General features: G+C 40.1%; 11 protein-coding genes and 2 pseudogenes. 4 read left to right on the top strand and 9 right to left on the bottom strand.

The window, feature by feature from the left end; translation table 11 throughout:
* Positions 1-97 precede the first annotated feature (97 nt).
* A complete protein-coding gene (gene codY / locus K1I67_RS08980) occupies positions 98-886 on the bottom strand; it encodes a GTP-sensing pleiotropic transcriptional regulator CodY (protein ID WP_045763842.1) in 789 nt (262 codons plus the stop codon).
* Between the two features lie 272 nt (positions 887-1,158).
* Positions 1,159-2,736, bottom strand: coding sequence for a DEAD/DEAH box helicase (locus K1I67_RS08975; protein ID WP_223339666.1), 1,578 nt, complete (start codon positions 2,734-2,736; stop codon positions 1,159-1,161).
* A 340-nt stretch (positions 2,737-3,076) separates the two neighbouring features.
* Here K1I67_RS08975 and K1I67_RS08970 point away from each other — a divergent pair, with 340 nt between their 5' ends.
* The 4 genes from K1I67_RS08970 (at position 3,077) to K1I67_RS08955 (ending at position 7,813) form a co-directional block, all read left to right on the top strand.
* A complete protein-coding gene (locus K1I67_RS08970) occupies positions 3,077-4,393 on the top strand; it encodes an FAD-containing oxidoreductase (RefSeq protein ID WP_223339665.1) in 1,317 nt (438 codons plus the stop codon).
* A gap of 98 nt (positions 4,394-4,491) precedes the next feature.
* Positions 4,492-5,835: a lipid II isoglutaminyl synthase subunit MurT gene (gene murT, locus K1I67_RS08965; protein ID WP_223339664.1), complete on the top strand. Its 1,344-nt coding sequence runs from the start codon at positions 4,492-4,494 to the stop codon at positions 5,833-5,835.
* Positions 5,835-6,617 (top strand): lipid II isoglutaminyl synthase subunit GatD, encoded by a 783-nt coding sequence (gatD, locus tag K1I67_RS08960; protein WP_223339663.1) that lies wholly within the window; start codon positions 5,835-5,837, stop codon positions 6,615-6,617. The genes murT and gatD overlap by 1 nt, the downstream gene beginning before the upstream one ends.
* Positions 6,618-6,730: 113 nt before the next feature.
* Positions 6,731-7,813 (top strand): M24 family metallopeptidase, encoded by a 1,083-nt coding sequence (locus K1I67_RS08955; RefSeq protein ID WP_223339662.1) that lies wholly within the window; start codon positions 6,731-6,733, stop codon positions 7,811-7,813.
* A 45-nt stretch (positions 7,814-7,858) separates the two neighbouring features.
* Here K1I67_RS08955 and K1I67_RS08950 read toward each other — a convergent pair whose 3' ends face one another.
* The 7 genes and pseudogenes from K1I67_RS08950 to K1I67_RS08920 form a co-directional block, all read right to left on the bottom strand.
* Positions 7,859-8,401 (bottom strand): GNAT family N-acetyltransferase, encoded by a 543-nt coding sequence (locus K1I67_RS08950; RefSeq protein WP_223339661.1) that lies wholly within the window; start codon positions 8,399-8,401, stop codon positions 7,859-7,861.
* 391 nt (positions 8,402-8,792) lie between these two features.
* A complete protein-coding gene (nadE, locus tag K1I67_RS08945) occupies positions 8,793-9,617 on the bottom strand; it encodes an ammonia-dependent NAD(+) synthetase (RefSeq protein ID WP_223339660.1) in 825 nt (274 codons plus the stop codon).
* On the bottom strand, positions 9,614-11,074 hold the full coding sequence (locus K1I67_RS08940) for a nicotinate phosphoribosyltransferase (RefSeq protein ID WP_223339659.1): 1,461 nt from the start codon (positions 11,072-11,074) through the stop codon (positions 9,614-9,616). The genes nadE and K1I67_RS08940 overlap by 4 nt, the downstream gene beginning before the upstream one ends.
* A gap of 107 nt (positions 11,075-11,181) precedes the next feature.
* Positions 11,182-11,669 (bottom strand): annotated as a pseudogene (locus K1I67_RS08935) (DUF6773 family protein).
* Complete coding sequence (locus tag K1I67_RS08930; RefSeq protein WP_001107501.1) at positions 11,659-11,868, bottom strand: helix-turn-helix transcriptional regulator; 210 nt, start codon at positions 11,866-11,868, stop codon at positions 11,659-11,661. Before K1I67_RS08930 ends, K1I67_RS08935 begins: the two are co-directional and overlap by 11 nt.
* Positions 11,869-12,017: 149 nt before the next feature.
* Entirely contained in the window at positions 12,018-12,197 is a 180-nt protein-coding gene (locus K1I67_RS08925) for an HAD-IA family hydrolase (RefSeq protein WP_317628370.1), read from the bottom strand.
* Positions 12,198-12,241: 44 nt separating this feature from the next.
* Positions 12,242-12,586: pseudogene (locus tag K1I67_RS08920) on the bottom strand (hypothetical protein); the annotation flags it as partial.

The raw sequence follows: 12,586 nt of genomic DNA, 5'->3' as shown, positions 1-12,586 counted from the left end.
TCAGCTCAAACAGCTTGAAAGATACTCGCTTAATCAGAGGAACAACTTTGTTGCACTTGACTTGACAATTGGGGAATCGAAATTAAAGCCTTAGCCATTAATAGTCCCTCTTTTTCACTTCTTCAAAAATATCTGGGATTAAAACTTTTAGATAAGTTCCCTTCATACCCAATGAACGACTTTCAATAATCCCTGCTGATTCGAGCTTCCGAAGAGCATTGACAATCACTGAACGAGTAATACCGATGCGATCTGCGATAACTGAAGCTGTCAATTGTCCTTCTTTGCCATTTAGTTCTGCTAAAATCGCAGAGACTGCACGCAATTCAGAATATGAAAGTGTATTGACCGCCATAGTCACTGCTGTGCGACGGCGGATATTTTTCTCATCTTCTTCACGTTGGAAGTTCAAAAGCTGAATACCAACCACCGTGCTGGCAATCTCAACAAGGATCAAATCCTCATCTTCGAATTTTTTATCATTTCGCCAAATAATCAAAGAACCCAATCGAATCCCAGAAACGTGGATTGGAGCAATAGTTGTCAAACCTTCTGAGAAATCTGCACGACTCTCAACTGGAAAGATGCTTAATTCGTGATCTACAGTCAGATTTGCTTCTGTATCGTAAATCATGTTTGCACCTTGAATATAGTCCTCAGGAAAAATTTTTGATTGGAAAAATTGCTCTACACGATCATTATTAGTCTTGTAGCGCATAAAATATCCCAAAAGACGTCCCTTACTATTTAGGATACAAGCGTTGCAATCAATAATATCCGCTAATTGGCGTGTGATGGCATTATATGGAAGATCATCTTGTAATTTCTCCTCCGCACGCTTCAGGATAGACGTAATTTTTCTCGTTTTTTCTAATAAATGTGCCATTTTTCACCTCGTATTTAATCGCTTTCATTATATCATAAATTGATCATTATTTCAATAATTATCTGAAAATTGTTTATTGAATTGCAATTCATGACTGTTCGAAAATTTTTACTAGTTTTTTCTAATTTTCTTGTTGACAGGTTCCTAAATTTTTGATAATATAATATTACAAGATAACAAATATATAAATCTATTTTCTCGTATTAAACTTTTATTAACTCTCGGTCTCCTTATATATAAAAGCGATCCACCTCAGTGAACCGCTTTTTTTATTATTTATCACCCTTGTTACGGATTACAAAACCAGTTTTCTTCTCACTTGAAGTATTACGTGGTTTTTTATTATCCTTACGGTAACGTTTTTCCTTCTCAAAGCGGTCGTTTTTGCGACTGCCTTTTTTGAAATCATCTCGACGTTCACCACGACGATTGTCGCGACGGCGATCACGATCTCGACGATCCTCACCACGACGGCCTCCCTTGCCTTTACCACCGAAGCCATTACCTGATGGTTTAAATGGCAATGGTTTCTCACGTGCAATTTCAACTTCTGGAAGACTGTCCGGATCCTGAACCGTTAAGCTAAGGATGTACATGGCCAATTCTTCTGGGCTAAATTCAGCTGCCAATTTACGAGCATCTTTTGCGAATTTGTCAAAGTTGCCACGAATAGTTTCATCCGCAAAGTCACGTTCAATCTTCTTCAGCGCAACATGCTTTTTAGCTTGGAAGGCTTCTTCTGCTGTAGCAGGTTTCAAGCCCTTCATGCGTTTCTTGGTCAAGTTTTCGATGATTTGGAGGTAGCCCATCTCATTTGGTGCTACGAAAGTAATGGATTGACCTGACTTCCCAGCACGTCCTGTACGACCAATACGGTGAACATAACTCTCAGGGTCTTGTGGGATATCATAGTTGTAGACATGAGTCACACCTGAAATATCCAAACCACGAGCAGCAACGTCTGTTGCAACGAGGACATCAAGATTGCCATTTTTAAAATCACGAAGGACACGAAGACGTTTGTTTTGGTCCAAATCCCCATGGATACCTTCTGCACGGAAACCACGGATCTTCAGCCCACGAGTCAATTCATCCACACGACGTTTGGTACGACCGAAGACGATGGACAATTCTGGTTGATCAACATCCATAAGACGTGTCATGGTGTCGAATTTTTCTTGTTCTTTAACACGGATATAGTACTGGTCCACCAGCTCTGTTGTCAATTCCTTAGCAGCAATCTTGACATGCTCAGGTTCTTTCATAAATTGAACACCAATACGTTTGATGGCATCAGGCATGGTTGCTGAAAAGAGTAGAGTCTGACGATTTTCTGGGACACGTGAGATGATTGCTTCGATGTCTTCAAGGAATCCCATATTCAGCATTTCATCTGCTTCATCAAGGATGAGAGTTTCAATATCTTGTAATTTCAAGGCCTTGCGTTTGATCAAGTCTAGGAGACGACCAGGTGTTCCTACAACGATGTGAGCCCCTGATTTGAGAGCCTTGATTTGTTTTTCAATACTTGAACCACCGTAGACTGAACGGACTTTCACACCCTTACTACGACCAAAGCGGAAGAGTTCTTCCTGACTTTGAACAGCCAGTTCACGAGTTGGTGCAATCACCAAAGCTTGGATTGTCGCTTCTTCTGTACGAATTTTTTCAAGGGTTGGCAAGCCAAAGGCTGCTGTTTTCCCTGTACCAGTCTGTGCTTGACCGATAACATCTTTTCCCTCAAGAGCCAAAGGAATAGTTTGCTCTTGGATAGGACTTGCTTCTACAAATCCAGCTTTATCAACTTCTGCTAAAAGGTCAGCAGACAAGTTAAATTCATTAAATTTCACGTTTTTCTTCTTTCTAAAGGTGGTGCGAAGCCACCCTATAGCGCTTAGTTTATACTTTTCTTTTCATGACGTATTTTCATATCTTCTATGAAAGATCGTGTTGCTTCTTTTCCACAAAAGAAAAGTACTGCTTTCTTTGCAACTTATCTAGTATAACACAAGAAATGGTTAAAAGATAGTCAGACCATCTGATTAAATCATGTAAACGATTTTCTATCGATTTGCTTCACTCAAAAAGTATTTGTTAGAGCATTCGGTTCCTGAAACTATTTTCCGTAGCAGATTTGTGCAAAAGTCTTTTTCTTGTGCTAGAATGAAAATCAAACAGGAGGATTTAAAAATGTTAACATACGATTTAATTGTCATTGGATTTGGTAAGGCAGGTAAAACTCTGGCTGCCAAACTGGCTTCTGCTGGAAAAAAAGTAGCTCTTATCGAGCGCAACAAGGCCATGTACGGTGGAACTTGTATCAACATCGGTTGTATTCCAACGAAAACCTTGTTAGTTGCTGCTGAAAAAGACTTGTCATTTGACGAGGTCATGGCAACAAAAAATACGATTACGAGTCGCCTTAATGGTAAAAACTATGCAACAATCGCTGGTACTGGAGTTGATATCATTGATGCCGAAGCCCACTTTGTTTCTAATAAAGTCATCGAAATTCAAGCTGGTGATGAAAAACAAGAATTGACTGCTGAAACAATTATCATCAACACTGGTGCTGTGTCAAACGTATTGCCAATCCCTGGTCTTGCTACAAGCAAGAATGTCTTTGATTCAACAGGTATCCAAAACTTAGATCAATTACCAGAAAAACTTGGAATTCTTGGTGGTGGAAATATCGGTCTTGAATTTGCAGGTCTCTACAACAAACTTGGAAGCAAGGTAACAGTCTTAGATGCTTTAGATACTTTCCTACCTCGCGCGGAACCTTCTATTGCCGCTCTTGCTAAACAATACATGGAAGAAGATGGCATTGAACTGCTTCAAAATATCCATACTACTGAAATCAAAAATGATGGTGACCAAGTTCTTGTTGTGACTGAAAATGAAACCTACCGTTTTGACGCCCTACTCTACGCAACTGGACGTAAACCAAATGTAGAACCACTTCAACTTGAAAATACAGATATTGAACTAACTGAACGTGGTGCCATTAAGGTGGACAAACACTGTCAAACAAACGTTCCAGGTGTTTTTGCAGTCGGAGATGTCAACGGTGGACTTCAATTTACTTACATTTCACTCGATGACTTCCGTGTTGTCTTCAGCTACCTTACTGGTGATGGCAGCTACACACTTGAAGATCGTCTCAATGTGCCAAATACTATGTTCATCACACCCGCCCTTTCACAAGTTGGTTTGACTGAAAGCCAAGCAGCTGATTTGAAACTTCCATATGCTGTTAAGGAAATTCCTGTCGCTGCTATGCCTCGTGGTCACGTAAACGGAGACCTTCGTGGAGCCTTCAAAGCTGTTGTCAATACTGAAACTAAAGAAATTCTCGGTGCAACTATCTTCTCTGAAGGATCACAAGAAATCATCAACATCATTACTGTTGCTATGGACAACAAAATCCCATACACTTACTTCACAAAACAAATCTTCACTCACCCAACCTTGGCTGAGAACTTGAATGACTTGTTTGCGATTTAAGTTGAAATTTCATCGCATCGAACAGCCCACCTTGGGCTGTTTTTCTTTTTCTAAAATCTCAAATCTGTCTTTTTCAGCATTTATGATATAATAGAAACATGAAATTAAAAACTACTTTGGGCCTTCTTGCTGGGCGTTCTTCTCATTTTATCTTAAGTCGTCTTGGACGTGGAAGTACGCTCCCTGGAAAACTCGCCCTCCAATTTGATAAAGATATTCTACAAAATATAGCTAAGAACTACGAAATCGTTGTGGTAACTGGTACCAACGGGAAAACCTTGACAACCGCTCTCACTGTCGGTATCCTAAAGGAAATTTATGGTCAAGTTTTGACCAATCCAAGTGGTGCCAACATGATCACAGGGATTACAACTACCTTCTTGACTGCCAAATCTTCAAAAACTGGAAAAAATATTGCAGTCCTTGAAATCGACGAAGCTAGTCTCTCACGTATCTGTGACTACATCCAGCCTAGCCTTTTCGTCATCACCAATATCTTCCGTGACCAAATGGACCGCTACGGTGAGATCTATACGACCTACAACATGATTTTGGACGCTATTCGGAAAGTTCCTACTGCTACTGTTCTGCTAAACGGTGATAGTCCGCTTTTCTACAAGCCTGCAATTTCAAATCCTGTTCAGTATTTTGGTTTTGATCTGGAAAAAGGTCCAGCAAAGCTTGCTCACTACAATACTGAAGGTATCCTCTGCCCTGAATGTCAAAGTATTTTGAAATATGAGCTCAACACTTATGCTAACTTGGGAGCTTATATCTGTGAAAATTGTGGATGTAAACGTCCTGACTTGGACTACCGTCTGACAGAATTGGTTGAGTTGACCAACAATCGTTCTCGCTTTGTTATCGATGGCCAAGAATACGGTATCCAAATCGGTGGGCTTTATAATATCTACAATGCTCTGGCTGCAGTTGCTATCGCCCGTTACCTAGGCGCTGATTCTCAACTAATTAAACAAGGATTTGACAAGAGTCGTGCTGTCTTTGGACGACAAGAAACCTTCCATATCGGTGACAAGGAATGCACACTGGTTCTTATTAAAAATCCTGTTGGTGCTACCCAGGCCATTGAAATGATTAAATTGGCTCCTTATCCATTTAGTCTATCGGTTCTCCTTAATGCTAACTATGCAGACGGCATAGATACCAGCTGGATTTGGGATGCGGATTTTGAACAGATAACTGACATGGATATTCCAGAAATCAATGCGGGTGGAGTTCGTCATTCTGAAATTGCTCGTCGTCTACGTGTTACTGGCTATCCAGCTGATAAAATCACTGAAACAAGTAGCCTGGAACAAGTTCTCAAAACGATCGAAGCTCAAGACTGCAAGCATGCCTATATCCTTGCAACATATACGGCTATGCTAGAATTCAGAGAACTACTGGCCAATCGTCAGCTTGTTAGAAAGGAGATGAACTAATGGTTTATACTTCACTTTCCTCAAAAGACGGCAACTATCCATACCAGCTGAATATCGCCCACCTCTATGGAAATCTCATGAACACCTACGGAGATAACGGAAATATCCTCATGCTCAAGTACGTAGCTGAAAAGCTTGGGGCCTATGTGACAGTTGACATCGTTTCACTTCATGATAATTTCGATGAAAATTACTACGATATCGCCTTTTTCGGTGGCGGTCAAGACTTTGAACAAAGTATCATTGCTGGTGATTTGCCAGATAAAAAAGAAAACATTGACAACTTTATCCAAAATGATGGTGTCGTCCTTGCTATCTGTGGTGGCTTCCAGCTATTAGGCCAATACTATATTGAAGCTTCCGGAAGACGCATTGAAGGCTTGGGTGTCATGGGACACTATACACTCAACCAAACCAACAACCGCTTTATTGGTGACATTAAAATTCATAATGAAGAATTTGATGAAACCTATTATGGTTTTGAAAACCACCAAGGCCGCACCTTCCTCTCAGAAGACCAAAAACCGCTCGGTCAGGTTGTTTACGGAAATGGAAATAATGAAGAGAAAATCGGTGAAGGGGTTCACTATAAAAATGTCTTTGGTTCTTATTTCCACGGGCCTATTTTATCCCGTAATGCAAACTTAGCCTATCGCTTGGTCACTACTGCACTTAAGAAAAAGTATGGTCAGGACATCGTCCTTCCAGCTTATGAGGATATTCTCAGCCAAGAAGTCGCTGAAGAATATAGCGATGTGAAGAGCAAGGCAGATTTTAACTAATAATTAGATTCCAACTTGCTTCGGCTGTTGGAATTTTTTTACTTCATGTCTCCTTCTCTCTTGCAATTTCTACTAATTTTTGCAAAAATAGAGGGGTAGAAAGAAGGTAGCATATGTCTAAATTACAACAAATCCTAACATATCTTGAATCCGAAAAGCTAGACGTCGCTGTCGTATCTGACCCCGTCACTATCAATTACCTCACTGGCTTTTACAGTGATCCACACGAACGCCAAATGTTCCTCTTTGTCCTTGCAGACCAGGAACCACTTCTCTTTGTTCCAGCCCTTGAGGTTGAGCGTGCAACAAGCACTGTCTCATTCCCAGTTGTTGGTTATGTAGACTCTGAAAACCCTTGGAAGAAAATCCAAAACGCCTTGCCACAGCTTGATTTCAAACGTGTCGCAGTTGAGTTTGATAATCTTATCTTGACTAAATATCACGGTTTAAAATCTGTCTTTGAAACTGCTGAGTTTGAGAACTTAACTCCATTGATCCAACGCATGCGCTTGATCAAATCAGCAGACGAAGTGCAAAAGATGATGGTAGCAGGTGTCTATGCTGATAAGTCTGTTAAAGTTGGTTTTGACAATATCTCTCTTGATAATACGGAAACTGATATCATTGCGCAAATCGATTTTGCCATGAAACGCGAAGGCTATGAAATGAGCTTTGATACTATGGTCTTGACAGGTGATAACGCTGCAAACCCTCATGGTATTCCTGGAGCCAATAAGGTTGAAAACAATGCCCTTCTCCTCTTTGACCTCGGAGTTATGGTCAATGGTTATGCATCAGATATGACTCGTACAGTCGCTGTTGGTAAACCTGACCAATTCAAGAAAGATATCTACAACTTGACCCTCGAAGCCCAACAAGCTGCCCTTGACTTTATCAAACCTGGTGTAACAGCTCATGAGGTTGACCGTGCGGCTCGTGAAGTAATCGAAAAAGCTGGCTACGGTGAGTACTTCAACCACCGTCTCGGTCATGGTATCGGTATGGATGTCCACGAATTCCCTTCAATCATGGAAGGAAATGACATGGTTATCGAAGAAGGCATGTGCTTCTCAGTTGAACCTGGTATCTACATCCCTGGTAAAGTTGGTGTCCGTATCGAAGATTGTGGTGTTGTAACTAAAGATGGTTTCGACCTCTTTACAAGCACCAGCAAAGATTTGCTTTATTTTGATTAAAAAGTATATTACAAAAAATAAGATGGAAAAGCTTAACTTTCCATCTTATTTTTTGATTTGATAATAAATTTTATCAGCTATATAATCTTTTCGTTTCACACCATCTGGAATCGTCTTCCAAAAAGTCATACCAGCCTTTTCCATCACACGACCAGAGGCAGGATTTAAACTTGCATAGCAGGCATTAACCTCTTTAAATTCAATCTCATCCAGACAGTATGATAAAACTGCTTTCAAGGCTTCTGTCATGAGTCCTCGTCCCCAGTAGTCCATTCCTAAGATATATCCGATCTCACAGCTAGATTTTTCTTCATCCATACTGACCAGACTAATATCTCCAATGACATAGTCTGGATTTTCTTTGAGACAAATGGCCCATTTGTAATAGTTAGGATTGTCATAGGATGCTACCCAATTGCCAATAGAGTTTCGAGTCTGTTCGACATTCAGGTGTGGATCCCAAGTCACATAAGTTAGATTTTCTGAGCGTGAAGCCCAATTATCAAACATGGCTTGAGCATCAGTTTCACAAAAGCGTCTCAATATCAACCGTTCGGTATGTAATGTCTTTGTACCTATGGATTTCATAATCGTAACTCGCTTTCTATTTGAATGTTCAAGCTAAAAAGGTCCACTGGACCTTCTTAGTTTTCTTATTTCTAGGATCAGGGTAAAAACACTTTACTCATAAACATTGAGAAAACAACAGTTTCCTCTAATTTTATGACGCAGTAGCTGTCTGGCTTGAAATGCACTTTAGCAAGCTTTTTCAAGCCTAGTCAGCCTTGCGGGGGTGAGACTACGAAATCGAACTCTTCGAGTTACCGACCTGCCTCGTTTCCCTATTTCTAGACTCGGGGTTCAAGGTCCACTGGACCTTCTTCTCTTTCTCATTTCTAGGTGAAAGGGTAAAAAGTCCCCCGGACTTTCCTCGCTTTTCTATTTTCAGGCTCAGGCTAAAAAAGTCCCCCGGACTTTTTTACTCCCAAAACGTATCAAACACGGTGATTGGTAGATGGCGTTTGTGTTGGCCTTTGTACCACCATTTTTCAATGGTTGCTTGAGCTTCTGGGCTGACTTGCTTACCTTCGAGGTAATCATCAATTTCATTGTAAGTAACTCCTAAGGCTACTTCGTCTGCAATACCTGGTTTTTCTTCTTCCAAATCTGCTGTTGGGATTTTTTCATAGAGGGCTGGATCAGCTCCAAGTTCCTTCAAGAGTTGTTTCCCTTGGCGTTTATTGAGGCGATAAAGCGGGAGAATATCTGCACCACCGTCACCAAATTTGGTAAAGAAACCTGTGATATTTTCCGCAGCATGGTCAGTCCCGATAACTGCTCCACTATGAGCTCCTGCGAGTGCATATTGAGCAATCATACGACTACGAGCCTTGATATTTCCTTTGTTAAAATCGGAAACAGGACTGCCTGTTGCTTCTACTGCTGCCGTCATAGCATCAGCAGATTCCTTGATATTCACGACCAAGCTAACATCAGGCTGGATAAAAGCTAGGGCTTTTTGGGCATCTGCTTCATCTGCTTGCACTCCATAAGGGAGGCGAACAGCGATAAATTTATAACTATCATCACCTGTTTCTGCTCGCATTTCTTCCATGGCTAATTGAGCCAAGCGTCCTGCCAAAGTCGAGTCCTGTCCCCCAGAAATTCCTAAGACAAGTGTCTTTAAAAAAGGATGTTTTTTCAAGTATCTTTTCAAAAAGTCAATCGAACGACGGATTTCTTCCTGGGCATCAATCACTGGTTTAACCCCCAGTTCTTGGATAATGGTCTCTTGCAAACTCATTCTTCTTCTCCTTCACCTAGAGCTTCCTTACGCATTTTATCAATCAAGTCCATCTTGTCTTGCCATACATCACGGGCCAAGTCGACAGGGTAATGTTGTGGGTTAAGAACACGTTTGTATTCGTCCCAGAGCTTGTCAAATTCCTTACGAGCATAGGCTTGAATTTCAGGTAAACTTGGTAAATCATAGACCAGCTTACCTTCCTTGAAAATGTCTACCAAGAGAGGAACAGCATCAAAATTACGGACAGTTTTCTTGATGTAAGTATAGGTTGGATGGAACATCTTGATTTCAGTCATGCTAGCAACATCGACACCATCATAGGTAATGTAATCACCTTCTGACTTGCCTTTTTCACGACTGGTGATGCGCCAAACTTGTTTCTTACCTGGTGTTGAAACTTTCTCTGCATTGTTTGAAAGCTTGATGGTATTGCGCATATGACCATTCTCATCTTCGATGGCAACAACCTTATATACTGCCCCAAGTGCTGGTTGGTCATAAGCAGTGATGAGCTTAGTTCCTACACCCCAGACATCAATCTTAGCTTTTTGCATTTTGAGGTTAAGGATGGTATTCTCATCAAGGTCATTTGATGCATAGATCTTAGCATCTGTAAATCCTGCCTCGTCCAGTTGTTGACGAACTTTTTTAGAAATATAGGCGATATCTCCAGAGTCAATACGGACACCAAGGAAATTAATCTTATCACCAAGTTCACGCGCAACCTGAATTGCTGCTGGAACACCGATCCGAAGAGTATCGTAGGTATCCACTAGGAATACACAGTTTTTGTGCGTTGAGGCATAAGCTTTGAAAGCCTGATAATCATTTCCATAAACTTGAACTAATGCATGGGCATGAGTTCCTAAAACCGGAATACCAAAGAGCTTACCTGCACGTACATTACTAGTTCCATTGGCACCACCAATGACAGCCGCACGAGTTCCCCAGATAGCTGCATCCATTTCTTGAGCACGACGTGTACCGAACTCCATCAAAGGCTCATCTTCAATGACTGAACGAATACGAGCCGCCTTAGTCGCAATCAAGGTTTGAAAGTTGACGATGTTCAAGAGAGCTGTTTCAACCAATTGACACTGAGCCAAAGGACCTTCCACTTGAACAATCGGTTCATTGGCAAATACCAAATCCCCTTCTTGAGCAGAACGTACAGTCAATTCCAACTTGAGATTACGGAGATATTCCAAGAAAGCACCATGATAACCAAGTGACTCCAAATAAGCAATATCGCTATCCGAAAAACGCAAATTTTCAAGGTATTTCACAATTCGTTCCAAACCTGCAAATACAGCATAACCATTTTTAAACGGTTGTTGGCGGAAATAAACTTCAAAAACCGCTTTCTTGTTATGAATCCCTTGGTCAAAGTAAACCTGCATCATGTTAATTTGATACAAATCCGTGTGCAATGTTAAACTGTCATCTGGGTACATATACTGTCCTTCTTCCTTATTTGTAAAAAGATGAAAATGTTTCTTCTTTTCTCATAAATTAGTACTATTATAACACATTTTATCGATATTGATAAAAAGCTAACAAGCTATTCTATGCTCTCGAGCTCATCCATATCTTTTTCATACTTCTTCTGAGCCCATTCACCATAACTTTTCAAGCCTAAGTTTCCAATAAAGACCCAAGGAATATAAAAGATATAGGTAAATACCCAAGCATAAATGTATTTAAGATGTAGAGGGTTGTGCTGATAAATTTCGATATTGAACTGGTAGTTTTGGAGCATCAAGATAGCTGTAATCACTAGAGTTAATAACAGGCAGCCTAAAATTGTAAAATGAAAACGACTATAATAGGTCACACCCAGATTTCGAGATCGGTTGAAAAATAAAAAGTCCCAATAATGATAATGATGAGCATCATACTCGGATTAAAAAGACTTGGCGCTAATACTGCAATGATATAAGATAGGAGCGACAAAGCGATACAGATATAGAAACTTTCAGCCCCTGCTTTATTCATCAGTTGCTCTTCTCTTTCATCCAATAATTGGTAATAATAAAATCTATTTTTCATCTTCTTCCTCCCAAAATAATTGATCTAAAGTTTTACCTAAGCATCTGCAAATGGATTGGCAAAGTGAAAGCGAAGGATTGTACTTTCCAGCTTCTATCAAGCCGATAGTCTGGCGCGTAACCCCTACAGCTTCTGCCAAGTCACCTTGTGTCATATCAAGCTCTACTCGAGCGAGTTTTAATTTTAAATTCTTAGCCACTTGTTACCTCCTCCTTAATTTTAAAAGTCGCGCTTCTTTTTTCAACTTTATTATATCATATATTTTACATTATGCAATATATATCTTTCTTTTTGTGCGATTTTTTTTACAAAAATTCCCTACCAGCTAAATGATAGAGAGTTTTCCACTTATTCAAATTTTTTCAAAACATCTACGACATCGCTTCTGTGTTTGACTTGATAGGCTTTGATACCTAAACTTTCAGCCATATTAGTATTATCTTTAACATCATCCAGAAAAATACAATTTGCTGGATCCAACTGATATTTACGGAGAATTTCTTCAAACATCTTTGGATCTGGTTTGATGGCCTTGATATCGCAAGAAAGAACGAATCCATCTAAGATTTCATTTAAGGAGAGAGTTGTTCCTCCAATAATTCATAAAAAACTGGTGATGTATTTGACAAAACAAAAATACGATGGCCTTTTTCCTTTAACCCTGTAAGAAGCGGAAAGACTTCCATGTAAATATCAATGTAAGCAGGCCAATTCCAAATAACTTCTTCTACCTTTTTCTCATAGATATCCCCTAATAAGGAAAGAACTCTATCAACCAATTCTTCTCGAGTCAAGGCTCCCAGGTCCAATCGTTCCCATAAACCCGACTGGAAAATAGACTTGGGCAGTGTACAATAAGTTGTGTAAACACAAAAAGGAATAAATCCTGTATAGTAGAGTTGCAACACATTTACTAG

Origin of the sequence: Streptococcus infantis (assembly GCF_019929575.1) — a bacterium.
GTDB classification, from domain to species: Bacteria; Bacillota; Bacilli; order Lactobacillales; family Streptococcaceae; genus Streptococcus; species Streptococcus infantis_L.
Note: the sequence above shows the minus strand (reverse complement) of the source record. Positions and strands in the feature narration are given on the sequence as shown.

Bases quoted from the DNA above. Each gene is read 5' to 3' on its own strand.
- codY (WP_045763842.1), bottom strand. From the start codon at position 886: ATGGCACATTTATTAGAAAAAACGAGAAAAATTACGTCTATCCTGAAG.
- K1I67_RS08970 (WP_223339665.1), top strand. From the start codon at position 3,077: ATGTTAACATACGATTTAATTGTCATTGGATTTGGTAAGGCAGGTAAA.
- murT (WP_223339664.1), top strand. From the start codon at position 4,492: ATGAAATTAAAAACTACTTTGGGCCTTCTTGCTGGGCGTTCTTCTCAT.
- gatD (WP_223339663.1), top strand. From the start codon at position 5,835: ATGGTTTATACTTCACTTTCCTCAAAAGACGGCAACTATCCATACCAG.
- K1I67_RS08955 (WP_223339662.1), top strand. From the start codon at position 6,731: ATGTCTAAATTACAACAAATCCTAACATATCTTGAATCCGAAAAGCTA.
- K1I67_RS08950 (WP_223339661.1), bottom strand. From the start codon at position 8,401: ATGAAATCCATAGGTACAAAGACATTACATACCGAACGGTTGATATTG.
- nadE (WP_223339660.1), bottom strand. From the start codon at position 9,617: ATGAGTTTGCAAGAGACCATTATCCAAGAACTGGGGGTTAAACCAGTG.
- K1I67_RS08940 (WP_223339659.1), bottom strand. From the start codon at position 11,074: ATGTACCCAGATGACAGTTTAACATTGCACACGGATTTGTATCAAATT.